The organism is Bacillus sp. FSL K6-1000 (assembly GCF_038630785.1).
GTDB lineage: Bacteria > Bacillota > Bacilli > Bacillales > Bacillaceae > Bacillus > Bacillus safensis.
The window spans coordinates 1,266,090-1,289,019 of record NZ_CP152042.1 but is presented as its reverse complement, the minus strand read 5'-3'; the positions used below and the strand labels follow the sequence as shown (position 1 = coordinate 1,289,019).

Below are 22,930 nucleotides of genomic sequence, written 5' to 3'. Positions count from 1 at the left end.
TTTGATTTTGAGTTTATTTTGCATTTTCATCAAAAAGAGACTATGATGTTGAATTAGATCAATAATCACGTTTTGACGTACAAATGAGGTGGAACATGGTTACTTTTAAATTAACGAGAATTGACATGACAAGACTTCTGTATTCTCTAAAAGGAGAGGGAGATCTGACTCCGCTTCAGCTTTTGAAACTATCTGTAAAAAATGGCAAGGATCATGACTATGATGAATTAAAGATCCCGTCTTTTTTTGAGAAGCTTGAACGGCGGAAGCAAAAATCAGAGCATGGTCTGTCTACAAATGAAATTGTTGAGCTTGGCAACTTGTGTGAGCTGACTTCTCTTAAATCGACGGCGATTCAAAATTGGATCAAACGTGATATTAAAGATATGATTGGCCATCCAGAGCTTGGCAAAAAATACTCTATTGATCAGGTCGTTATTTTATTAATTGTCAGGGATTTAAAGTCAGTTTTTGACTTCGATACCATTCGTGTGATCTTATCTGCCTTATTTAACACCATCACAGATCGAACAGATGATATTATTAGTCCAATCCGTTTTTATGAAGCATATGCGCACGTCCTTGATTTTATTTATCACCATACACAATTTCCATTAAAGGAAACAAATTTACGAGAAATAACCGAGGAGCAGACAGACAAGCTCCATGACGAGTTTACAGAATTGACGAAGAGCCAATGGCATTTGATTAAAGGAATTATCAGTTCTACCGTCTTCTCTGTCTTTACTTCTCATTTGCAAAGCACAGCTCAAGAAATGATGTATAATACGCTGCAGCTGAATAAGGGATAAATAAGAACCGAGGTGACTTCCATCACCTCGGCTTTTTTGTACAGCAATTGCCAGCATAATTGCACGCCGTTTTTTTCAAAATAAGAAGGCGCAACAAACATGAGGTGAAAGGAGGAATATGACATGGCAAATCGAAATCAACTTCTTGTTCCTGGAGTAGAACAAGCTTTAGATCAATTTAAATACGAGATCGCGCAAGAATTTGGCGTCACTCTCGGTTCAGATACAGTCTCACGTGCTAACGGTTCTGTTGGTGGTGAAATCACAAAAAGACTCGTTCAACAAGCTCAATCACAAATGGGCAATCAATCTAAATAAAGACATGGTGAAATACGCCGGAGCTATTCTGGCGTTTTTTTATTGTTCATATGTGTGCTCATGCCTGTTCTCGCGATAAGGAAACGGTGCACCTTTCCCTTTTTGCTTTGCTTGTTCTCTTTTTTGTTCAGCGGAAGGATTGTTCAGATCCCTGCCGTTTTTTTTTGCGTGTTTTTCCGCATCACCACGTGATGGTCCGTTCCAGTGTCTTCTTTCATCACGATCAGTTGAGTGATTTTTTTTTTGCTCTTTATCGAAAGAAGGAACCTTTTCTTCCTTTATTTTGTTGTCTTTGCTTTCATCCTCAGGTTTTTGAGGCTTTTGAACAGATCCTTGCTCTTCCCTCTCTGCTTCCTTCTGCTCTTTGTCCTCAGCTTCTGGAGCCTCTTGATCTGGCTGCATCTCTTTGCTATCGTCTATTTTTACGTCTTCTTGTTTGTCTTGATCTGCTTGTTCTTCATCATGTTTCTTAGGATCTTCTTCCTTCACAGCATCGTTCTCTGCTGCGTCTTCATCCTTTTTGATATTTTCATGTTCTTTGTCTTGCATTTCTTGATTTCTAATATATGTTCCTGTTGAAATGCCTGCCTTTTGAGCTTTTTCCCTTGTTTCCAGGTCACTTTCCACAGCTTCCAGCTTATAATTGCGTTTTTGATATTCACCAGAAATGGTATTAATTTTGCTTTTTACGTTTGTTTTATATGTATTGTCCTGCTTGTTTTCATAAACGGTTGAAATATAAATACTTTTAGAGTCGTTCACATATCCTTTTTTGTCACAGTCATCTATAATTTCCTGCACGACTTTGGTCATGTCGTTTTTTTCTAAATCCTTCATACTCGCCAGTACTTGCTTCGCATCTTTATTCAGCGGTGTGACACCGATCACTTGATAATTGTGATCAAGCTTCAGCTCAAAGCTTGGGTTAATGTCAATTGTCATATACGCATATGCTTTTTGACTTGAGAAAGATGGCATCATAGTAAAAATTACGACAATAATCGCTGCTATTGATAGGATTCCTGCATTTAAAGGACGTAAACGAAGCAGGTCAAAAAAACCGGCTCTTTTTCTTTCAAGACGTGATTCATTTGGAAATGTCACTTCTTGGCCGATTTCATAGTTTTGCTCTTCATATTTTGTCCGCAGAAATTGTCCATCAGGGGTCAGCAGCGTGACATATTTTTTGTTTTTCTCTACTATAATGCCTCTTCTCATGAATTAAGCACCCCTTTAAGGTAATCTTTCAAATACACATAATCACCTGTCATAATGATCGCCATCGCAATGATATATTTTCTATTTCTCTCAATCGTTTTGCGGCTGACTTCCACTAGCTTTTCCAGCTGTTTGACCGGCAATTGTTTTTTCTGAAATAAAATCGTTCTCAGCTCATCGTGTTCAACGAGTGTATGGGCTACTTTAATGGCATTTTGCCTGGCATCTGCATGCTTTGGTGAATGCTCAAGCAGCTCTTGAAACGTGAGACCGTATACTTTCAGTCGTTCTTTAAAATGTTCAATCTCTTCTCTTCTATGTTCTTGTTCAATTAAACGCCTATATTCATTTGCAGAGAGCTCTGCTTCAATCATGCTTTGAGAGTATTCGCCATTCTCACTTTCTTGCAGGTCCATTTGAACCGTTGGCGCATTTCTTGCTTCTTTACGAATATAGTCAATCACTTTTCTTTTAATAATTAATTCTGCGAAAGCAAGCAGTGAGTTTCCTTTTTCGGCAGAGTATTTTTCTATCGCTTCATTAAAGGCAATTAAGCCTATGCTGAATTCATCATCTTTTTCATCTATATATCGTTTACAAACGGATGAAACCGTCTTAGCGACAAATGGTTTGTATTGCTCTATTAATGCATTTTGCAGTTCGCTATCACCTTGTTGAATACTGATAGCCGACTGCTCTAATGTTTGCTTTTTCTTTCCTTTTTTAAACAAAAGGCTAAGCAATGGTTTCACCTCAGTTCTCCCTATATTACTCATTTATGATAGCTAATTTATGAGGGAAGCGCAAAGGAAGAAATGAGGAATTCATTTCCTGTTACTCAATTATGACATGTATGTCATCATCTACTTTACAATGTTTCGTCTAAAAGCAAAGAAATAAGGGGGTATCTCCCCCTTATTTGTAATATACGTGTTATGAAAATGAAATGATATTTCTTTCAAAAAACCTACTCTCCCAGGCGTGCCTCTTGTTTCTCCTCGTTTTCCTGCCCGCCTTTTCTTGATGGATTTGATAAAAACCAGCCAAATGCTGCAATTGCGAGAAGCACTGTCCAGAAAATCACTTTCCATAATGCTGAATGGATAAAATGAGACGATACGACCCCAATGGCTGGATGTGACAGTGTATAAAGCGTGAGCTTCACACCCACCCATCCGACAATGACAAATGCTGCTGTTTCTAGGCTCGGTCTTGTTTTGAGCAGTTTCACAAAGACCGTTGCTGCAAATCGCATAATGACAAGACCAATAATACCGCCCAAAAGAATGACAATAAATTGACCGCCATCGAGTCCACCGATTTGCGGAAGACTTGTTTTCGGCAGTGTCACAGCTAAAGCGACGGCCGCTAAAATGGAATCAACAGCAAAAGCAATGTCGGCAAGCTCTACTTTCACGACTGTTGCCCAGAAGCCGCTTTGTTTCATATTTGTTTCAGTTTCCTTTTTCTTAAATACGTGCGATTTTAAAATATGGTGAATGGAAATATAAAGAAGATAAATTGCGCCAATGGCTTGAACTTGCCATACATCCACTAAAAACGAAATAAGAAACAGAGAACCAAATCGCATGACAAACGCACCTGCAAGTCCGTAAAACAGTGCCTTTTTTCTTTGTTTTTCAGGAAGGTGTTTGACCATCACGGCCATGACCAGCGCGTTATCAGCTGCTAAAATCCCTTCTAATCCAATCAGTACGAGTAGAACCCACCCGTACTCTAAAATAATGGCTGCATCCATCATCATTCCTCCTTGTTTTTATCTATTGTCCCACAACAGACAAAGGCTTATGAATGCAAAAAAGACCTTTGCCTGTAATGGCAAAGGTCTTGCTAGACATGTGATATGTAGAATCATGCCAACAAAGCCGATGAACATCAGTCCATGTAATGACGACTTTGTTTCCGGTAAAAACCGGACGCTACTCCCCTTTGGCGGGATTTAGAATATTTAGATTACTTATATCTTAATCAATAGACACTGGATTGTCAACAGGTGAAATTCACTTCGATCCATTGATTAGGCAGTTGGCGTTTCTGTTTTTCTTTTTCTTCGTTTTAGCAATAAGTAGAGAACAAACAATAACACCACACCGATCCCAATTGGTAAAAGATATGGATCTAAGATGGCGCCAACCTCTTTCCAGTTCTCTCCGAGCATAAATCCAAGATACACATACACAAACGTAATTGGTGTAATTGCCAAAAACGTATACAGGCAAAAGACCCACACATTCATCTTGGCAATGCCACACGGGATGGAGATAAGTGTTCTGACCCCTGGTATGAACCGGCCGCTGAATGCGACGAATCCACCATGCTTTTCAAAGAAAGCATCCGATTTATCAAGCGACTCAGGTTTTATAAAAAAGTACTTTCCATATTTATTTAAAAAGGGTCTGCCGCCGTAACGTCCTAACCAGTACAAGGTCAAAGGACCTGCCACGCCGCCAATGGAGCCGGCCGCCACAACACCGATAAAAGCCATGTCCCCTTCTGAGACCCAGTAACCCGCAAGAGGCAAAACCACTTCAGCAGGTACAAATTCAATGCATAATGCGAGGAAGATGCCAAAGTATGACAAGTTCTTAAAGGCATCAGCTAAAGAAATAATAAAATCTTCGATGTTTATCAATCCCTTTCAAACATAATCATTTGACTGATTCTATCTCTTTTAGAATCACACCATATATTAAACGAATAAAACCGAAGAAACGATTCGCTTTTCGTCGTTTTTTTACATTAAATTTGATTTTACTATAAAAGAAGGGTGAAAAAAACGTTGATTATTGTATTTAAGTGAAGGAAAGGTGAACACAGAAGCCGTTCGATCCGATATATTAAGTATATGTCTGTTTTAAAGTACTGGAGGTTTTCTTACATGACCCATTTAACAGGAAGCTACAATGGATGGCTTGTCTTTCTGTCAATCGCTGTCGCCGCTGTTGCCTCCTACTCAGCTCTTCATATAGCCAGCAGGGTAGCACAATCAAGCGGTGCAAAGAAAAAGGTATGGCTGCTCATTGGTGCAATGATCATGGGAATGGGGATATGGTCGATGCATTTTATTGGCATGATGGCATTTCAAATGCGTGTTGGCATCACATATGATACATACTTACTGATTTTATCGATTTTGGCCTCATTTATCGGATCCTTGATCGCTTTTTCAATATGCATTCAAAAGCAGCTCTCTAGAAGACGGCTGCTCATTAGTTCAATCACCATGGGTTCAGCTATTTGCAGCATGCATTATCTTGGAATGGAATCAATGGCCAATGTCTCAATCAGCTATGATCCAGTCCTCTTTTTTCTTTCGTTTTTCATTGCTGCCATTACCTCCTACTTCTCACTGAAGCTCTTCTTTCGTGTTGACCGCACTAAAAGTAAACGGGAGAATTATCTTTTAAAGGGTCTTGGTTCAATGTTGATGGGCGGTGCTATAGCAGGTATGCATTATACTGGTATGGCTGCCTCTACCATGTTTTATCATACAAATGGACAGACCGCTGAAGGTGGTTTTTTTGAAATGTCGCCATTCAGCCTGTCGCTTTTCATAGGATTGATGACACTGATTGTCCAAACGCTGATGATCTTTGGTGCCTATATTGATCACCGGATCATGACACAGTCAGATCAGCTGAAGGAAAATGAACAGCGGTTTCAATCGCTGATCAAGCATAATATAGACGGTATTATCGTGTTATCTGTCCATCGAAAGGTGCTTTCTGCAAATGACTCAGGTAAACAAATCTTAGAGTTGTGCAATTCTAAGATTGGTGATGATGTCAGCCAATATGTGATGCCTACTGAATTGTGGGAAGAATTTATTTCTCAGTCAAAAAAAGCCATTACACGCGAAGCAGAACTGAAAGCAGCAGATCGTTTTTATTATTATCATGTCACTTACATACCTGTCCATGTAAACAATTCACTCGACAGCATTTATCTTGTTTTAAAAGATTTAACGCAGCAGCGGATAGCAGAAAAAGAAATTCATGTGATGGCACATTATGATGCATTAACAGAGCTTCCTAACCGCCGCCACGGCATTAATCATTTAAATGATGTTCTCTCCGCTCAAGAAAAGTCAAAAACATCAACAGCGGTTCTGTTTCTTGACTTAAATCGTTTTAAAATTATTAATGATGCACTTGGGCATAACATCGGAGACTTACTGCTGAAAGCTGCCGCAAATAGACTGACACAATGTTTACCGGACAATGGCTTTATCGCAAGACTTGGCGGCGATGAATTTTTAATGATCTTTCCTCACATGGATCATGATACATATAAAGTCGAACAATTTTCTAAAAATATCATTCATCAATTTGAACGTCCTTTTTTCATCCAGAACCATCAACTCATTACATCGATCAGCATTGGGATCGCTATCTCTCCGCAAAATGGCAAAGACGGAATGGAGCTGATGAGAAAAGCCGATATGGCCATGTATTTATCCAAAAAACATAAGCAAAGCCGTTATGAGTTCTTTACCGAATCCATGGAAAGATTGAGTGAGGACAGGTTAAACCGGGAGCTAGAGCTGAGGGATGCCATTCAAAGAGAACAATTTGTCCTTCACTACCAGCCGCAAGTCAGTGCCAAAACAAGACAGATGACTGGGGTTGAAGCCCTTTTAAGAATGAAGGCACCAGATGGTTCCTTAAAGTCACCTGAGGCTTTTATTGAGCTGGCAGAGGAATCAGGACTGATCATCGATATTGGCAGATGGGTCATTGATACGGCTGGTAAGCAGGCAAAAAGGTGGTATGACGATGGGCTAAAGATCCCTGTGGCTGTGAATTTATCTGCGAAACAATTCAATTCTGAAGACTTAATTGATTTGATCAAGCTGACACTGAAAAAATACGACCTGAAACCGTCCCTCTTGGAGCTTGAAGTCACAGAAAGTATGACAATGGACAATATCAAGCAATCAAAACAAGTGCTAACATCGCTAAAACAACTTGGCGTCCGCATTAGTATTGATGATTTCGGTACAGGCCACAGCTCCTTAAGCTATTTAAAGGATTTACCTATTCATCGACTGAAAATTGATAAATCCTTTATTGAGGATATTTTAAGTGATTCAAAGTCAGAACAGATTACAGGGGCTATTATAGCGATGGGACACCAATTATCTCTCGAAGTGATAGCAGAAGGTGTTGAAACATTTGCACAGGCCCAGCTATTATCTGCCCAGGGCTGTGACGACCTGCAAGGGTTTTATTATGCCAAGCCGCTGCCAGCAAGCGATATCGAAAAATTCATCGCCTATCCGGCTCATCTTGATACATAAAAAAGGTGCCAATCATGGCACCTTCCAGCGTGCAGACAAACCCTCGCATTCGGTGTCAGTCCTGCGTTCCGGTGCTCACGAATGCTCAATTCGCTCCGCTCCGGTACTCGTCCTTCCTAGACTTCAAAGGTTTTCTGTCACGCTGAGCTGAGAACTGAGAAGAAGACAAAGGGCTAAAATAAAGATCACTTTAGCCCTTTGTCCACAATTGAAAAGGTGCCAATCATGGCACCTTTTCGTTTTATCTAAATAATAAATGCTGACTGTGAATACCTGCTTTTTTCAATAGACTAATCAGTTGCTCTTGTTCTTCACGCGTCAGACCAGAGAATGCACGCGCAATCCGAAGAGAGTGGATCGGATAAATCTTGTCAAGATAGCTTCGCCCTTTATCCGTTAAATGGGCATAAACCGAACGTTTATCCTTGGGGTCCTGTTCTCTTTCAATGAAACCATTTCGTTCTAATTTGTCAATTACGTACGTCACATTCCCGCTGACAAGCAGGAGTCTTGAGCCGATTTGCTGAAGCTTTTGAGCACCTCTCGTGTACAGTAATTCAAGTACGGCAAATTCAGTTGGATTAAACCCATGCTCTTTGCTGTCTCTAATACTGTGTTCTGAAACGCTTTTAAATGCTCTTGCAAAAACCTTGTAAAGCGTCATTGAGCGTTCTACTTCTTCTTCATTAAACGATAGTCTCATCACATATCTACCTCTTATAATATTTTTTTAACTTCAAGGCTGTCTTGCGGTGCAGTTGGAGCCTTTCGTAAAAAATAGAAGTACGTTTTTGAAAACCCTTTCAACCACATAAGTGACTCCATTCGTGTTATGTATAAGTTTTCGATATAAACTTTTAAAATCCTTCTTATTTTTCACAATCATCTCGAAAAAAAGCTTTTTCAGCAAACCATCAAGATGCGACACACTTTAACATAATCTGTAAAGAATCTATGGTTTCTTGCACTTCATTCGCCAAATTTCTACAAAATTCAATATTGCTATAATATTAAACACAAAAAAAGAACCCTTTATGTGACATACGCACATTTCAAGGGATTTTTACAAACAGCGCTCTGTTTTGTTGAAAAAGAAATGATACTCTTTTTTTAAGTCACTAATTGTCATGTTCTTGGCCGCATCAGGGCTGTAAACCCCCAATGAACATAGCTGCTTCGTATAATAATGTCTTTCTTTTGCTAAAGCTTCTTTTAATATACGCCGCACCGATTATCCCCTCCTATTAAGTGATTTGGATCGGGTGCTTATGAAGACCTCTTATACAAATCATTTTGCATGGCTCTTAGAAGCGCATGTGCATTCTGACCTGCAGCCTGCATGAATTGCTCGAGCAATTCATCCCTCTTCACATCTAATGCGATGATTTCTTTTGCCATACGAATGATCTGTGCTTGCTCCATTATATGCTCCTCCTCCTATGTCAACTCACCATGATTATATGCCGGCGTAAGATGTATTGCACATTATCTGTTATCTTTCCTTCCATAGTTTTTTCATTTTTTTCGTTTTTGTGTTATATTTTCTAACAAACGATAGGTTTTTTTACTTCTCGTTCTATATAATATGAAGAAAAGACTTGCAGGGGTGAGTATATGACGCAGGAAGATGTATCTTATAAAGATAAAAAAGTCATTTCAATCGGGATTGTCAGTGAGTTAACAGGGCTTTCCGTCAGGCAAATCCGATATTATGAGGAACGTAAACTCATTTACCCCCAGCGCTCAACAAGAGGCACACGGAAATATTCTTTTGCAGATGTTGAACGTTTAATGGACATCGCCAATAAACGGGAAGACGGTGTGCAGACAGCTGAAATTTTAAAAGACATGAAGAAAAAAGAACAAACGCTAAAAAGCGGACAATTTAAGAAAAAAATGCTTGAAGGCCAGATTAATGCACACTTTCGGTATAAAAATCGTTAAACAAAAAAAGAATCGCTTATTCTTTAAAATCAAAGTTTTGTTCGTATTGATTGTTGCAATTGCTGAATGAAAAAGAGACAGCGATTGCTGCCTCTTTTTTAACTAACGCACCTGTTAAGTGCAACGAGTTAGTGTTCATCGATTCGCTCAGGAATCGAAACGGTTCGTTCATTGACCACATTCCCCGTGTTTAGCGTCGTTTTGGGTTCAATTAATAGCAAATGAACTTCTTCTTCAGCAATTGGCTGATGTTCAATTCCTTTAGGAATCACAATAAACTCCCCTTCATTAAGAGCTATTTCTTTATCCCTGAAACGGATGACCAGCTTCCCTTTACATACAAAAAACATTTCATCCTCTTCATCATGGTGATGCCAAATGAATTCACCTTTAACTTTTACCATCTTAATGTATGAATCGTTCAATTCTCCGCTTATTCTAGGATTCCAATAATCATTTATTTGCAAAAATTTCTCTTGGACATTCGTCTTTGAAATCAATAGATTCCCTCCTCATTCATTGGAAACGTTTGTTTTTCTTTTCCTAGATAAAATTCCCTACCTCACCATCCTCCTCATGATCAGATACCAAGGGACACAATTAGCATCAACCTCTTATATCTTTAAGTTTACTTATTCCATTGGATCACGTAAAATCAAAAAATAATGTATAGTTGATCACAATTTGTGATGCAAAAAGGAGAGTTATTTTGGATATTAAATCTTTGGAAGTGTTTAAAGCCGTTGCAATTGAACAAAGCATCACAAAAGCGGCACAGAAATTGAATTATGTGCAGTCCAATGTTACTGCACGAATCCAACGTCTTGAACAAGAATTAGGAGTTCCTCTTCTCTATCGATATCATAAGAAGATATCTTTAACACCTGCAGGACGCGAACTATTGCCCTATGTAAACAAATTACTCTACGATTTCGAAGAAGCGATAGAAGCAGTAAAGCTTTCCTCTACTCCGCGGGGAACTTTACACATTGGATCTATAGAGTCAACCGCTTCTACAAGATTGCCAAAGATTTTTGCCGAATATCATAAGAATTTTCCACAAGTAGAATTGAGTATGTATATGGCACCTACAGTAGATCAAGTTAACGCCATTCTTAACTACAAGGTAGACGGCGCATTGGTAGATGGGCCCATTCTTCATCCGGAAATTATGGAGTATCCTGTATTGGACGAATCCCTGGTCCTGATTACAAGCTACTCCTCGGAGCAATTCCAGGTAGAATCAATTTTACACGAACCATTGCTCTCGTCATTCGCTCATTGCATCTATTTAGGCCGTTGGCAGCAATGGCTAGAGAGCAGCGGTTATCCTCCTATGAAGGTAATGGAATATGGTACTTTAGAGGGCGTGCTTAAATGCGTTGAAAACGGCCTGGGAGTTACCGTATTACCAAAATCTATGGTTGAATCCCGGGTGCAAGGCGGCTTTACCTGTCATCCATTACCGGAGCCACATAGAATAGTACCCACTGTGTTTATAAGGCGCCGCGATTCTTACATGACCAGTGCCCTCTCACACTTTATGGAGTTAATGGGTATAACTGATTTGTGATAAAAAAAAGATAGGAGAGCTAATTTTTGTCAGCTCTTCTATCCTTTTAAATATACCTTGACTTTTATTTAGAGGATGCCTCAGACCCTTCAACAACCCCTACAAAGTCAATTCGCACACCGCCTCTTTCTGGATCTTCTTTCACCCGAAGGGCAAGTGCCTTTTTCTTCCCGGTTTTTGCATCTTCATAATTCGCATGGAACACATGAATGCTGGCTTCTTCCAAATGAAAATCCTCATAAGAAAGCGTGTCTATGCCCCATTCTTTTTTCAGTTTCAGAATATCATTCGGGCTCGGGACCGCACCTTCGACGTAGACTTCTTCCATTTTTCTTTTATTTCCTTCGGTGATGGCTTCAAGCATATGCTCTGCCGCCACTAGCCTCCGGTCTTTCCCCTCGTCTTCCCTTTGACATGCACTCAGCAAAAGCATACACATCAAAATGAATAAGAACTTCTTCATATTTCTCTCCCACCTTCTCCTTAAAATGTAAAGGATGGAAGCGCTATATGCAATCTTTATACAAAAAAGACTGTAAAACATCATGTTTTACAGTCTTAGGTTGTGGACAAAGGATGGTCCTTTGTCTACCTTTTTTACAGTATTCTTGCTACATAAGTGTATGAAGGAATGCTGTCGCAATTCCAAAATAGATGAGCAGTGATAATATATCATTCAATGTTGTAATCAGCGGCCCGGATGCAATAGCAGGGTCGACGTTTAGTCTGTGTAAAATAATAGGCACGATCGTACCTGCCATCGTTCCAATAATCAGTGTGGCAAGTAGTGAGGAACCGACAACAAATCCTAAAATCATATTGCCCTGCCACACCATTGCGACGACAGTAATAATAATGGAACAGACAATCCCAATGTAAATACTTGTTCGCAGCTCTCTAAAAATCAAGCGCATAATGGTTTTTTTCGTTAATTCTTCTTTTGAAAGTCCTCTAATGACGACCGCAAGTGACTGTGTCCCTGTATTCCCTGTCATCCCAGCAATCATTGGCATGAAGAAGGCTAAAGCAACGACTTGCTGAAGGGTATCTTCAAAATAATTTAAAATACTGCCTGAAATCAGCCCTATGAATAAAAGCAATATGAGCCATGGGAGACGGCGGTATGCTGCAACAAAAGCGGGCGTGTCGAATGTAATATCTTTACCAGAGGCAGCGAACTTCTCATAGTCTTCTCCTGCCTCTTGAATGACGACATCAATGATATCATCGACTGTGACGATTCCGACGAGGACATTGTTCTCTTCCACAACAGGAATGGCAAGAAAATCATACCGTTCAATCAGCTTGGCGATTTCTTCCTGATCCTGAAAGGCCCCAACGGCAATGACTCTTGTAAACATAAGATCCTGCACTTTTTCATCTGGTTCACCTAAAATGAGATCGCGGTACGACAGAACCCCTACAAGCTGCTTTTGATCGTTAATAACATATAAATAGTTGATCGATTCTGCAATTTCAGCAAAGCTTTTCAGCTTCACAACTGCGTCCTGAACCGTATAGTGCTGAGGAATCCATACGTACCGGTTGGTCATGATCCGGCCTGCTGTCTCAGCAGGATAATTCATGAGAAGCTGGACGGCCTTTGATTCCTCTGCCTCCATGTTTGATAAAAGCTGATCTTTCAGCTCATCATCCATTTCATCAAACAAGTTGGCTAGGTCATCGTTATCCATTTTGTTTGTGACGAAGGTGGCTTTGTCTTTCCCTACTTTTTCAAGCACAATTTCTTGGTACTCGCGCTCAAGCTCACCCATCATTTCCGTCACATCATCGACTGTTAAAAAGCTGAGAAAGCGGCCGCGGTGTTTTTCTGGAAGTTCTTTAAATAAATAGGCCATATCATATGGCTGAAGTTCTTCCATAATGTTTTTGAATTCTTTGCGTTTGCCATCTCTTAATAAAATAATGATTCTTAAAATGAGTTCATCGTACGTAATGTTCTGTATCATCGCTGTTACCTCCCCAAAGTCAGGAGATACCCGAATCCCTTAGAATGTGCGGGGGGTCAGGATCTCCTCTGTCTGATGCGTCAATCTGATCTTTTGACATACTCTCTATGTGTCTCGAATCGGGATGATCCATCCCCACACCTCCTTTTCTCATAAAAAAGCACCTTCAACCGAATGAAGGCGCTTTGTAAGCATGACAAAATAAACACTTGCTCCTTCAATCGTAGAGCTTTAGCACTGTATGGCATAGGATAAAATCCAGCTGCATTAAAAATCACCTTATGTCGATGATTTCTGTTGACCCATTGGCGTCTTTGGACATTTTTGGGCAGCAGCGTATCTCCATACAGGAGCCTCACCTAACGAAGTCTCATATTGTTAACACACTGAGATTACAGAAAAAGCGGAATGATGTCAATAAGCAAGATGCCAAGTATTCTTATGTATTCGCTTACTTTTTAAAAAAAGAGCGATGGACAGCTCTTGCCATCGCCCTTTCCTGTCTTTTTATTCCTCTTCCGGCTGATTCATATCCTCTTGGGAGAGGAGATGAAAGGAATCATGCAAAAACAAAGCATATCCTTCTCCATCAGGATGCGGAACGTATTCCGCATAATCCATTGTCTGCTCTTCTTCTTTTTTCTTCATATTCTCTCGCCTCCTTTCCCGTAGTTTGTCCCAATGAAAAAACCTTACACATGAAAGTGTAAGGTTTGGTGATGGCTTAATCATCCCATTCTTGCTTCAGGATTTTGCCCGTTTTAGCGGAAATCTCAAAATCAACTTCTTCGCCGCTAGGTGTTGTGATTTCAACTTCATAGATGTACACACCATTTTCTTTATCTAGATCAGAATCGGTGACTGTGCCTTTTACTTTTGCAAGAGCAATTTTTTCAGCTTGTTTTTTCGTGATCTTCACATTCTGTTTCTTTTCTTTGACTGGATCATTCAGCGCTTTTCCAGTTTTTGCATCGACATATACTTTATATTCAAAGCCGCCTTTTTTAATCTCGACCTCATACACCCATTTTCCTTTTTTACGCTCAAGATCCACATCGTCTACATAGCCTTTCACCACTTTTAAGGCTGCTTTTTCAGCTTGTTTCTTTGAAACAAAAGACGATTTCTTTTGCACGACTTGCTCGGCGTTTGCTGTTTGATTTGTATTTTGCGCTTGAAGTGTGAAACCACCTGCGACAAGAGTTCCCGTTAATGCTGTAGCTACTAGTACTTTTTTCATCATGTTCATTTCCTCCTCTTTTTGATTTCTTCTATATCTTAAGAAAACAAGATGATAAAGGAAGGAAAGAAACATGAGAATATCATGAGAAAAGGATTAGTTTTCGTACGTAATGCCCTCAATGTCTCCTGTATAGGCGTTCACAAGTACCTCTGCCTCTCTGCCGTCAGGCAAATCCAGCTCCACCTCAAATACGAGCATACCGCTGAATGTTTCAAGATCGGCATCATCCACTGTTCCGCCAACTTCTTTGACGGCAATTTGGATCGCTTCCTCGACGGTGATTTTTGTGAGCTTCTTTTCTTTAGAGGTTGGTTTTTTCTTTTCTGCTTCAAGCACCTTGAAAGACTGTTTGTCGACCTCAACTTGATATAATTCTTTTTTTGATTGGATGGTAAAAATAAAACGATCTGATGTCTCTTTCTTTTGAATGACGGTTCCGCTCACCTTTTTAACAGCCGCCTCTTCTGCCTGGAGCTCAGCATTTTTTTCATTTGGCTTCTGATAGCTTTTTAACTGTCTAATTTCTTTCATCTGACCGCTTGCAGAAGATGCAATGATTTGATAGATGCCATTTGCATTTTCCAGCGTCAATGTATAGTCCTGTTTATGATTGATTAAATCAATATGTGTAATGTTTCCATTGTAGTCTTTTGAGATCATTTTTTTCATTTCTGCTTCACTTAATATTTTATGATCAATGGTTTGGATCATGAGCATTGCAAAGGCCGCAAGAATCGCAAGACATCCTGCGAGCGCAAGCACCATTTTCGTTTTTCTAGACATGCAGCGCCTCCTTCCTATTTCCTATTTTATAAGGAGGAAATGAGAAATTGATGAGAAAAGACCCATTTATTTCTGAAAAAGAATGGTCATGGCTGTCCCTTCGCCGATACGGCTGTCTACCTTCAGCTCGGCCCCATGTTCTTCTGCAATTTGCTTCGCAATTGAAAGACCAAGTCCGGTTCCGCCCGTCTCGCTGTTTCTCGCTTCATCCACACGGAAAAAGCGGTCAAAGATTTTCGGCAGATCCTCTTCTTTTATACCGATTCCTTGATCAATCACTGAAATAAACGGCTTGTCTCCTGCCCATCCGCAGGTCACATCAACTGGCTCTCTACTATATTTGACCGCATTATCAATTAAGATGGTCAAAAGCTGTTTGATTTTCTCTTCGTCTCCTTCTGCGATCAGTGGCTGATCTGTCTGCACATGGAATTGGATCGTTCGATTGGTGGCCACTTCAAGTGTATGACATAGCTGCTTGCACAAATGACCAAGATCAACCGGCTTCATATCCAAGTATAACGGCTGACCGTTTTTCGCCAATGTCAGTAATTGATCTGTCAGTCTTTTCATTTTTTTCGCTTCATCATGAATCGCTTGGGAAGATTCTTCTACAACCTCTGGACGTGTTTGCCCCCAGCGTTTTAGTAAATTGCTGTAGCTCATAATGACGGTAATCGGAGTCTTTAATTCATGAGAGGCATCATGCAAAAATTGCTGTTCTTTTTCATAATGCTTCTCGAGAATCTCGGACATTTCATTAAAGGTTTGTCCCATTTGATATAGTTCATCCTTTGAATCGCCTGTTAATTCAATTCGTTTAAACGCCTTCTCTTTCATACTTGCCTTCATGGTACTCGTTATTCTGCTAATCGGCCGGACAATTTGCTTTGTTAACACGTGGCCAGCAAAATAGGAAAGCACAATAAACAAAACGCCGGTTGTGATTAAAATCATTTTTAATAACGCTAAGTTCTCTTCCGTATTTTCGATTTCTTCATATACTTGAAGCGACATAATCTCACCATTTGTCCAAATGACCGGAATAGCAGCGAACGCAACCATATGCTTATTGTATTCTTTGATTTCAGCCGTCTGGCCAGATTCGTATGTAAAAGGCAGTGAGCTAAACGTTGATTCCTTTGTGACAGTCAGTTTTGACTCTCCCGATTCTGTCACGACACGGATCATGCCATTTTGAGGCAGGTACGCCTTCAGTAGCTCCGAGGACGGAAGACCCTCTTCCTCTGATTTTTTTAAAGCAATGGCAATATTTTCAGCCACCTCAGACAAACGGGACATATCTTTTTGCGTCAAGGTCATCGAAAAAATAAAATAAATGGCTGTATGAAACAAGAGCACCATTAAAAACAAAGACAACGACGTATAAAGCTGAATCTTATTTTTTAATCTCATTCTTTATCCTTTCATCACATAACCCACACCTCTCACTGTGTGAATCAGCTGTTTTTCGAATGGGTAATCGATTTTTTTCCTTAAATAACGGATATAGACATCAACCACGTTTGTATCACCAAAATAATCAAAACCCCAAACCGCTGTTAAAAGCTGATCTCTTGTGAGCACTTGCTGCTGATGGTTCAGTAAGTGGACAAGCAGATCATATTCTCTCGGCGTGAGTTCAAGCATTTGCCCAGCCCTTTGTATTTCTCTTGTTTTCTCGTTGACCGTTAAATCTGCTATGCTCAGCTCTGTCTCCTTTTCTTCTTGTGCATGTATATTCAGTCTTAGCTGCGCGCGAATTCGTGCTAATAATTCTTCTATGTCAAAAGGTTTTGTTATATAATCATTCGCCCCAAGATCGAGCCCGCTTACCTTGTCAGGGACACTCCCCCTTGCTGTAATCAAAATAATAGGTGTCGCTGTATTTGTCTTTCGAACCCTTCTCAGCACTTCAAGACCACTTAACTCTGGAAGCATGACGTCAAGCAGCACCAAATCGAAGCTGTCTTCTTCAAGAGCCTGAAGGCCGGCCATTCCTGTCTCTTTGACTGTCACCTCATATCCTTCATATTCAAGTTCAAGTGACAGCACCCTTGCGATTTTCTTTTCATCTTCGACTACGAGTATCTTCCCTTTGTTCATCTCTATCTCTCCTATCTGAAAGGCAAGCTTGTCTTTCCATTATTATATGTTGCCTTTCTCATTTGGAACAGTCACAATCTTCACATCTATTTTTTCATAAAAGAAGAAATATATTGAATGAAGTTGTTTTTTAACACAGTAACCGCACATCAATTGAAAGGAAAATAAAACGGCTAACCACTCAAAAAAAGACCTCATCTTGAGGCCTGTTTACTTTTTTATAGGTCTGCTGACAAAGAGCTGATCTACTGAAGTTCCTAAAACAAAAGCTATGTCAAAAGCTAATTGCAAAGTGGGGTCATATTTATCATTTTCGATCGCATTTATGGTTTGTCTCGACACCTTACAAAGTTTAGCTAATTCTTCTTGAGACAATTTATTAGATTTTCTTAGCTCTCTAATATGATTCTGCATTTAATCACCATATTTTTTTCTGTAAATGAGGAATGTGAATACATATATTATTGAAACCACAGACAGGAACGCGATAGGTGAAATCCCAATGCCCTGATTTGAGTTCCCTTGAATCGTTAGAAAGATATTCTGTGCGACTTCTAATAAAAGCATACCGAAAACCACAATAAACGCATAAGATTGAGCTTTCGAGTAAATAAATCTCTTTCGTTCATCACCCTTTTGAATCATCGAAGTGATCAAAATGAACAATCCGATCAATAATATTATAACTGAATAGACAACCTTTACGTAATCCAATCTTTAGTCCCCTTTCAAATAAAATGTCAAATATTCTTTACATTTATAATCATAGCATTAGTCCCTTAAATGTCAAATACTTTTTACATTTCTTATTCTTTATAAAATTATCATTGAAAAGCAATATTCTGCTCTCATGGTTTATCTATTTTCTTCTCTTCTTTCATCTATTGATTCTTTTTCAATCTGCCTATTTTAGTTCTATTCACCCATTTTCATCTGTACAGGTGCAACCTCACTATGCAGCATTTCCTTCTTTTTCATATGATATCAAGAGTTTTCTTCAAAAGGTGAGCTCTTTCGTCAATAAGTGAGGAGAACTGCACTTTTGATAATAGAATGATTATTTGAAAAATTATTACAATTGACCCTTTCCGATCAAAAGTTTCTTTTATACAATAACATTATGCAGCCTGAATCTACTTTGAAAACAAAATAAGGAGGGCTTTCTTATGAAAGGTGAAATTCGCTTAATTCCGTATGAAGTAAAAGCCAATGTGATGGAAGCGAAAGAGACGCCGGAAAGTATTCAGGAGATTAAAGCACCCGAACTTTGGTCAAGTGGCTTCAAAGGAAAAGGCATAACCATTGCTGTCCTTGATACAGGCTGTGACACAGAGCATCCCGACTTAAAAGATCAGATTATCGGAGGAAAGAACTTTACCGATGATGACGATGGAGATGCTGAAAATGTCAAAGACTACAATGGGCATGGTACCCATGTAGCAGGAACGATTGCCGCAACAGATCAAAATGGCGGAATTTTAGGGGTTGCCCCTGAAGCCAAGCTGCTCATCGTGAAAGTTCTTGGCGGTGAAAATGGCAGCGGAAAATACGAATGGATCATTGATGGCATCAACTATGCTGCAGAGCAGAAGGTTGATATTATCTCCATGTCTCTCGGTGGTCCAAGCAATGAGCCAGCCCTGCAGGAAGCCATTCAAAATGCGGTGAAAAGCGGTGTGCTTGTTGTGTGCGCAGCAGGAAATGAAGGGGACGGGGACGAGCGTACGGAAGAGTTCTCCTACCCAGCAGCATACAATGAAGTCATTGCCGTCGGTTCTGTTTCCCTTGCTAGAGAATCCTCTGAATTTTCTAATGCCAATAAAGAAATCGACCTCGTCGCTCCAGGAGAAGACATTTTATCCACTCTCCCTAACCATAAATATGGCAGACTCACAGGGACTTCAATGGCTGCCCCTCACGTAAGCGGTGCACTAGCCATTATTAAAAATGCCGAAGAAGAAGCGTTCCAGCGCAAGCTGACAGAGCCTGAGATCTATGCTCAGCTTGTCAGAAGAACCCTTCCATTAAAACAGTCGAAAGCCCTTGTAGGGAATGGATTTTTATATTTAACTGCGCCTGATGTCCTTTTAGAAAAAACATTGGAAGCAGATCTTTTATCTCTATAGCTTAAATAGAGGTCCTGAGAAAAGTAAGAATTTTCTCAGGATTTTTTTAATTAAAATTATTCAAAATTTACTTTGACGAAATGAAGTGAACGTTATATAATCGAACACAATAAATTCATAGTTTGAGAGTCGGTAATTCGATTACACGTCGAATTTTAATTGGGAAGACCGGTGTAAATCCGGCGCGGTCCCGCCACTGTGAGTGAGGAGAGCTTTTCTCAGTAATCCACTGTCATTAAGATGGGAAGGATGAAAAGCTTGTAGATTCACCAGCCAGGATACCAGCCGCTCTATCACATCAAACCCCCTACGGTTGATAGGAGATGTCGGAAAAGCGTCAGTGTTACTCACGCCTTATTTCGCACACACATTTTGTCTTTTAAACCAGACATTTACCTCATCAATCTTGATCATGAGCGTAAATGTCTTTTTATATTTAGAGGAGGAATTGGAATTGACAATTGTTAAAACAAGTAATCTAGGCTTTCCGCGAATTGGTTTAAACAGAGAATGGAAAAAAGCACTTGAGTCTTACTGGAAAGGTCAAACAGACCGCGAAACCCTCTTAAGCACACTGGATGAACAATTTTTAACTGCCATTAAAACACAAATCGATCAACAAATTGATGTTGTACCTTCTGGAGACTTTACCTTCTATGATCACGTGCTGGATACTGCTGTTATGTTCAATTGGATTCCAGAGCGCTTCCGCAGCTTAAAAGACCCGCTAGATACATACTTCGCGATGGCAAGAGGAACAAAAGATGCTGTCTCAAGTGAAATGACAAAATGGTTTAATACAAACTATCACTACATCGTTCCAGAATACGAAAAAAGCACAGAATTTAAACTCACACACAACAAACCGCTTGAAGCTTACGAAAAGGTGAAAAAGGCATTTGGTGTTGAAACAAAACCGGTTGTACTCGGTCTTTATACATTTGTCTCACTTTCTAAAGGTTATGAAGCAAATGAAGTGAAAGAAATCCAGCAGCGTCTAGTGCCGCTTTATACGCAGCTTTTAAAAGAACTTGAAGAAGCCGGTGTCAAATGGGTTCAAATTGATGAACCTGCACTTGTCACAGCTTCAAGTGAAGACGTAAAATCCGTAAAAGAAATTTATCAAACGATCAAAGAAGCCGTACCTGGCTTGAACATTCTTCTTCAAACCTACTTTGATTCAGTAGATGCGTATGAAGAGCTTGTCACATATCCTGTTGAAGCAATCGGTCTTGATTTTGTCCATGATCAAGGGCGCAACCTGGATCAAGTGAAAAAGCACGGCTTCCCGAAAGATAAAATTTTAGCAGCTGGCATCATTGATGGAAGAAATATTTGGAGATCAGATCTTGGGGAAAGATTATCCTTTATTTCTGAAGTCATTGCTGAGGCTCAGCCGAAAGAAGTGTGGCTGCAGCCATCAAGCAGCTTACTGCATGTACCAGTTGCCAAGCACCCAAGTGAACAGCTTGAAGAAAAACTATTAAACGGACTATCTTATGCCACTGAAAAGCTGGCTGAATTGACATTATTAAAAGAAGGTTTAACAAAAGGAGCAGCTGCCATTGATGCCGACATTAACGAAGCAGCACAAGCACTTCTTACCTTAAAAGAGTTCGCAAAAGGAACAAATGCGGATCTCACAGCGGAACGCAACAATCTTTCATCGAAAGATTTTAAACGTCCAGTTGCCTTTGAAGAACGCCTGCGTATCCAAAACGAATCTCTTGAGCTCCCGCTTCTTCCAACCACAACAATTGGCAGCTTCCCGCAGTCTGCCGAAGTACGCAGTGCTCGTCAAAAGTGGCGCAAAAATGAGTGGACAGATGCAGAGTATGATGAATTTATTAAGAAAGAAACAAAACGATGGATTGATATTCAAGAAGAAATTGGCCTGGATGTGCTCGTACATGGAGAATTTGAACGGACAGACATGGTTGAATACTTCGGTGAAAAGCTAGCCGGATTTGCCTTTACAAAATTTGCTTGGGTACAATCCTATGGATCACGCTGCGTGAAGCCGCCAATCATTTATGGAGATGTAGAGTTTACAGAGCCAATGACAGTGAAAGAGACAGTTTACGCACAAAGTTTAACAGAGAAAAAAGTTAAAGGAATGCTGACAGGACCTGTTACCATCTTAAACTGGTCTTTCCCAAGAACGGATATCTCTCGAAAAGACATTGCTTTCCAAATCGCTTTCGCTTTGCGTAAAGAGGTAGAAGCTTTAGAGGCAGCTGGTATTCAAGTGATCCAAGTGGATGAGCCTGCGCTAAGAGAAGGACTTCCGCTCAAAGAAAGTGATTGGGCAGAATATTTAAACTGGGCAGCAGAGTCATTCCGTTTATCCACATCATCCGTTCAAAATGACACACAAATTCATACACATATGTGCTACAGTAACTTCGAGGATATTGTCGATACGATCGAAGACTTGGATGCTGACGTGATTACAATTGAACATTCACGCAGTCATGGCGGATTCCTCGATTACTTAGAAAAGCACCCGTATTTGAAAGGACTTGGACTAGGCGTTTATGACATCCATAGCCCGCGCGTTCCATCTGTTGAAGAAATGAGCGAAATCATTGATGATGCGCTGAACGTTTGTCCAACAGATCGCTTCTGGGTGAATCCGGATTGCGGTCTAAAAACTAGACAAGAGCCTGAAACCATTGCTGCTTTGAAAAACATGGTCACAGCTGCTCAAGTCGCTCGTAAAAAGCTTGCGCAGCACGCATAATTGAATACCTCTCCCCTGCTGAACGTGGCAGGGGTTTTTTATGTGCAAATTGGCCTGTTCGATCTTCTACTATGAAGATTTCTTTTCTAGCATGATTCGTTTATACTAGAGAAGTCAGTCGAACAAAGGGAGGAAGACAATGAATCACGAAGATTTTTTACAACGCGCAATTGATCTTGCAGTAGAAGGAGTCAATAGTGGAACTGGCGGCCCTTTTGGAGCAGTCATTGTCAAGGATGGTCAGATTATTGCAGAGGGAAGCAACAATGTGACAACGAGTAATGACCCTACCGCACATGCAGAAGTCACAGCCATTCGAAATGCATGCCAAACTCTACATACATACCAATTAGAAGATTGCACTCTATACACAAGCTGCGAGCCTTGTCCGATGTGCCTTGGCGCTATTTACTGGGCTAGACCAAAAGCGGTGTATTTTGCTGCTGGACATCAGGATGCAGCGGATGCTGGTTTTGATGACTCGTTTATTTATGAAGAAATCAACAAAGAATACGAATCAAGAAATATACCATTTTACAAGCTGACACCTCAAAAAACCCTTGCGCCATTTGAAGCATGGGAAGCATACGATAAAAAGAAAGAATATTAAAAAAAGACACCTGCTCGTAAGCAGGTGTTGCGAATTGTTGACAAAGGGCTAAAATGGTTTTTATTTTAGCCCTTTGTCTTCTATTCAGCGTGATAGAAAACCTTTGAAGTCTAGGAAGGGCGAGCACCGGAGCGGAGCGAATTCGACATTCATGAGCACCGGAG

General features: G+C 40.1%; 23 protein-coding genes, 1 pseudogene and 3 riboswitches. Of the genes and pseudogenes, 8 read left to right on the top strand and 16 right to left on the bottom strand.

What is annotated here, in order from left to right:
• Positions 1–95: 95 nt before the first annotated feature.
• On the top strand, positions 96–812 hold the full coding sequence (locus MHI46_RS06515; RefSeq protein ID WP_039178049.1) for a DUF1836 domain-containing protein: 717 nt from the start codon (positions 96–98) through the stop codon (positions 810–812).
• 123 nt (positions 813–935) lie between these two features.
• Positions 936–1,130 (top strand): alpha/beta-type small acid-soluble spore protein, encoded by a 195-nt coding sequence (locus MHI46_RS06510; RefSeq protein ID WP_024424662.1) that lies wholly within the window; start codon positions 936–938, stop codon positions 1,128–1,130.
• 39 nt (positions 1,131–1,169) lie between these two features.
• On the opposite strand, the gene MHI46_RS06505 is transcribed toward MHI46_RS06510, so the two are convergent.
• The 4 genes and pseudogenes from MHI46_RS06505 to MHI46_RS06490 all read right to left on the bottom strand — a co-directional run bounded on the left by MHI46_RS06505 (position 1,170) and on the right by MHI46_RS06490 (position 5,001).
• The gene (locus MHI46_RS06505) at positions 1,170–2,348 is read right to left on the bottom strand and encodes an anti-sigma factor domain-containing protein (protein WP_228279980.1); all 1,179 of its coding nucleotides are present in this window, start codon (positions 2,346–2,348) and stop codon (positions 1,170–1,172) included.
• Complete coding sequence (gene sigI, locus MHI46_RS06500; protein WP_039178045.1) at positions 2,345–3,100, bottom strand: RNA polymerase sigma factor SigI; 756 nt, start codon at positions 3,098–3,100, stop codon at positions 2,345–2,347. Before sigI ends, MHI46_RS06505 begins: the two co-directional genes overlap by 4 nt.
• 215 nt (positions 3,101–3,315) lie before the next feature.
• Positions 3,316–4,207 (bottom strand): annotated as a pseudogene (locus MHI46_RS06495) (TerC family protein).
• Positions 4,203–4,309, bottom strand: a riboswitch (yybP-ykoY riboswitch). It overlaps the preceding pseudogene by 5 nt.
• Positions 4,310–4,386: 77 nt before the next feature.
• Positions 4,387–5,001, bottom strand: coding sequence for a DedA family protein (locus tag MHI46_RS06490; RefSeq protein WP_039178042.1), 615 nt, complete (start codon positions 4,999–5,001; stop codon positions 4,387–4,389).
• Between the two features lie 246 nt (positions 5,002–5,247).
• On the opposite strand from MHI46_RS06490, the gene MHI46_RS06485 reads away from it, so the two are divergent.
• Complete coding sequence (locus tag MHI46_RS06485) at positions 5,248–7,668, top strand: EAL domain-containing protein (protein ID WP_064498364.1); 2,421 nt, start codon at positions 5,248–5,250, stop codon at positions 7,666–7,668.
• A gap of 241 nt (positions 7,669–7,909) precedes the next feature.
• Here MHI46_RS06485 and MHI46_RS06480 read toward each other — a convergent pair whose 3' ends face one another.
• The 3 genes from MHI46_RS06480 to MHI46_RS06470 all read right to left on the bottom strand — a co-directional run bounded on the left by MHI46_RS06480 (position 7,910) and on the right by MHI46_RS06470 (position 9,090).
• Positions 7,910–8,374: a MarR family transcriptional regulator gene (locus tag MHI46_RS06480; protein WP_095408317.1), complete on the bottom strand. Its 465-nt coding sequence runs from the start codon at positions 8,372–8,374 to the stop codon at positions 7,910–7,912.
• Between the two features lie 357 nt (positions 8,375–8,731).
• Positions 8,732–8,896 (bottom strand): hypothetical protein, encoded by a 165-nt coding sequence (locus MHI46_RS06475; protein WP_024426818.1) that lies wholly within the window; start codon positions 8,894–8,896, stop codon positions 8,732–8,734.
• A gap of 38 nt (positions 8,897–8,934) precedes the next feature.
• Positions 8,935–9,090: a hypothetical protein gene (locus tag MHI46_RS06470; protein WP_099663201.1), complete on the bottom strand. Its 156-nt coding sequence runs from the start codon at positions 9,088–9,090 to the stop codon at positions 8,935–8,937.
• A gap of 192 nt (positions 9,091–9,282) precedes the next feature.
• On the opposite strand from MHI46_RS06470, the gene MHI46_RS06465 reads away from it, so the two are divergent.
• Entirely contained in the window at positions 9,283–9,612 is a 330-nt protein-coding gene (locus tag MHI46_RS06465) for a MerR family transcriptional regulator (protein WP_342503179.1), read from the top strand.
• Positions 9,613–9,740: 128 nt separating this feature from the next.
• Here the strand turns inward: MHI46_RS06465 and MHI46_RS06460 are convergent, their stop codons facing one another.
• Positions 9,741–10,112, bottom strand: a complete 372-nt coding sequence (locus MHI46_RS06460) for a cupin domain-containing protein (protein WP_081258444.1) — start codon at positions 10,110–10,112, stop codon at positions 9,741–9,743.
• A 209-nt stretch (positions 10,113–10,321) separates the two neighbouring features.
• Here MHI46_RS06460 and MHI46_RS06455 point away from each other — a divergent pair, with 209 nt between their 5' ends.
• Positions 10,322–11,185 (top strand): LysR family transcriptional regulator, encoded by an 864-nt coding sequence (locus MHI46_RS06455; RefSeq protein WP_047202741.1) that lies wholly within the window; start codon positions 10,322–10,324, stop codon positions 11,183–11,185.
• A gap of 64 nt (positions 11,186–11,249) precedes the next feature.
• On the opposite strand, the gene MHI46_RS06450 is transcribed toward MHI46_RS06455, so the two are convergent.
• From MHI46_RS06450 to MHI46_RS06415, 8 genes are all read right to left on the bottom strand, one after another.
• Positions 11,250–11,648: a hypothetical protein gene (locus MHI46_RS06450; protein ID WP_342503178.1), complete on the bottom strand. Its 399-nt coding sequence runs from the start codon at positions 11,646–11,648 to the stop codon at positions 11,250–11,252.
• 148 nt (positions 11,649–11,796) lie between these two features.
• A complete protein-coding gene (mgtE, locus tag MHI46_RS06445; protein WP_039178033.1) occupies positions 11,797–13,155 on the bottom strand; it encodes a magnesium transporter in 1,359 nt (452 codons plus the stop codon).
• A 209-nt stretch (positions 13,156–13,364) separates the two neighbouring features.
• Positions 13,365–13,529, bottom strand: a riboswitch (M-box (ykoK) riboswitch).
• A gap of 133 nt (positions 13,530–13,662) precedes the next feature.
• A complete protein-coding gene (locus MHI46_RS06440; protein ID WP_180272400.1) occupies positions 13,663–13,803 on the bottom strand; it encodes a hypothetical protein in 141 nt (46 codons plus the stop codon).
• 76 nt (positions 13,804–13,879) lie between these two features.
• Positions 13,880–14,398, bottom strand: coding sequence for a PepSY domain-containing protein (locus MHI46_RS06435; RefSeq protein WP_039178030.1), 519 nt, complete (start codon positions 14,396–14,398; stop codon positions 13,880–13,882).
• 93 nt (positions 14,399–14,491) lie between these two features.
• Complete coding sequence (locus MHI46_RS06430; RefSeq protein WP_073204932.1) at positions 14,492–15,181, bottom strand: PepSY domain-containing protein; 690 nt, start codon at positions 15,179–15,181, stop codon at positions 14,492–14,494.
• A 66-nt stretch (positions 15,182–15,247) separates the two neighbouring features.
• Positions 15,248–16,597: an ATP-binding protein gene (locus MHI46_RS06425; protein ID WP_039178026.1), complete on the bottom strand. Its 1,350-nt coding sequence runs from the start codon at positions 16,595–16,597 to the stop codon at positions 15,248–15,250.
• Between the two features lie 3 nt (positions 16,598–16,600).
• Positions 16,601–17,287 carry a response regulator transcription factor gene (locus MHI46_RS06420; protein ID WP_039178024.1) on the bottom strand — a complete coding sequence of 229 codons (687 nt, stop codon included), beginning with the start codon at positions 17,285–17,287 and terminating at the stop codon, positions 16,601–16,603.
• 210 nt (positions 17,288–17,497) lie between these two features.
• The gene (locus MHI46_RS06415; RefSeq protein ID WP_039178022.1) at positions 17,498–17,701 is read right to left on the bottom strand and encodes a helix-turn-helix transcriptional regulator; all 204 of its coding nucleotides are present in this window, start codon (positions 17,699–17,701) and stop codon (positions 17,498–17,500) included.
• Between the two features lie 752 nt (positions 17,702–18,453).
• On the opposite strand from MHI46_RS06415, the gene MHI46_RS06410 reads away from it, so the two are divergent.
• The 3 genes from MHI46_RS06410 (at position 18,454) to MHI46_RS06400 (ending at position 22,766) form a co-directional block, all read left to right on the top strand.
• The gene (locus MHI46_RS06410) at positions 18,454–19,413 is read left to right on the top strand and encodes a S8 family peptidase (RefSeq protein ID WP_039178019.1); all 960 of its coding nucleotides are present in this window, start codon (positions 18,454–18,456) and stop codon (positions 19,411–19,413) included.
• A gap of 113 nt (positions 19,414–19,526) precedes the next feature.
• Positions 19,527–19,718, top strand: a riboswitch (cobalamin riboswitch).
• A 149-nt stretch (positions 19,719–19,867) separates the two neighbouring features.
• The gene (metE, locus tag MHI46_RS06405; protein WP_342503177.1) at positions 19,868–22,156 is read left to right on the top strand and encodes a 5-methyltetrahydropteroyltriglutamate--homocysteine S-methyltransferase; all 2,289 of its coding nucleotides are present in this window, start codon (positions 19,868–19,870) and stop codon (positions 22,154–22,156) included.
• 139 nt (positions 22,157–22,295) lie between these two features.
• The gene (locus tag MHI46_RS06400; RefSeq protein ID WP_039178016.1) at positions 22,296–22,766 is read left to right on the top strand and encodes a nucleoside deaminase; all 471 of its coding nucleotides are present in this window, start codon (positions 22,296–22,298) and stop codon (positions 22,764–22,766) included.
• Positions 22,767–22,930 lie beyond the last annotated feature (164 nt).

Coding starts and splice junctions, on each gene's coding strand:
- MHI46_RS06515 (WP_039178049.1), top strand. CDS start 96: ATGGTTACTTTTAAATTAACGAGAATTGACATGACAAGACTTCTGTAT.
- MHI46_RS06510 (WP_024424662.1), top strand. CDS start 936: ATGGCAAATCGAAATCAACTTCTTGTTCCTGGAGTAGAACAAGCTTTA.
- MHI46_RS06505 (WP_228279980.1), bottom strand. CDS start 2,348: ATGAGAAGAGGCATTATAGTAGAGAAAAACAAAAAATATGTCACGCTG.
- MHI46_RS06485 (WP_064498364.1), top strand. CDS start 5,248: ATGACCCATTTAACAGGAAGCTACAATGGATGGCTTGTCTTTCTGTCA.
- MHI46_RS06470 (WP_099663201.1), bottom strand. CDS start 9,090: ATGGAGCAAGCACAGATCATTCGTATGGCAAAAGAAATCATCGCATTA.
- MHI46_RS06465 (WP_342503179.1), top strand. CDS start 9,283: ATGACGCAGGAAGATGTATCTTATAAAGATAAAAAAGTCATTTCAATC.
- MHI46_RS06450 (WP_342503178.1), bottom strand. CDS start 11,648: ATGAAGAAGTTCTTATTCATTTTGATGTGTATGCTTTTGCTGAGTGCA.
- mgtE (WP_039178033.1), bottom strand. CDS start 13,155: ATGATACAGAACATTACGTACGATGAACTCATTTTAAGAATCATTATT.
- MHI46_RS06440 (WP_180272400.1), bottom strand. CDS start 13,803: ATGAAGAAAAAAGAAGAAGAGCAGACAATGGATTATGCGGAATACGTT.
- MHI46_RS06435 (WP_039178030.1), bottom strand. CDS start 14,398: ATGATGAAAAAAGTACTAGTAGCTACAGCATTAACGGGAACTCTTGTC.
- MHI46_RS06430 (WP_073204932.1), bottom strand. CDS start 15,181: ATGTCTAGAAAAACGAAAATGGTGCTTGCGCTCGCAGGATGTCTTGCG.
- MHI46_RS06425 (WP_039178026.1), bottom strand. CDS start 16,597: ATGAGATTAAAAAATAAGATTCAGCTTTATACGTCGTTGTCTTTGTTT.
- MHI46_RS06420 (WP_039178024.1), bottom strand. CDS start 17,287: ATGAACAAAGGGAAGATACTCGTAGTCGAAGATGAAAAGAAAATCGCA.
- MHI46_RS06415 (WP_039178022.1), bottom strand. CDS start 17,701: ATGCAGAATCATATTAGAGAGCTAAGAAAATCTAATAAATTGTCTCAA.
- MHI46_RS06410 (WP_039178019.1), top strand. CDS start 18,454: ATGAAAGGTGAAATTCGCTTAATTCCGTATGAAGTAAAAGCCAATGTG.
- MHI46_RS06400 (WP_039178016.1), top strand. CDS start 22,296: ATGAATCACGAAGATTTTTTACAACGCGCAATTGATCTTGCAGTAGAA.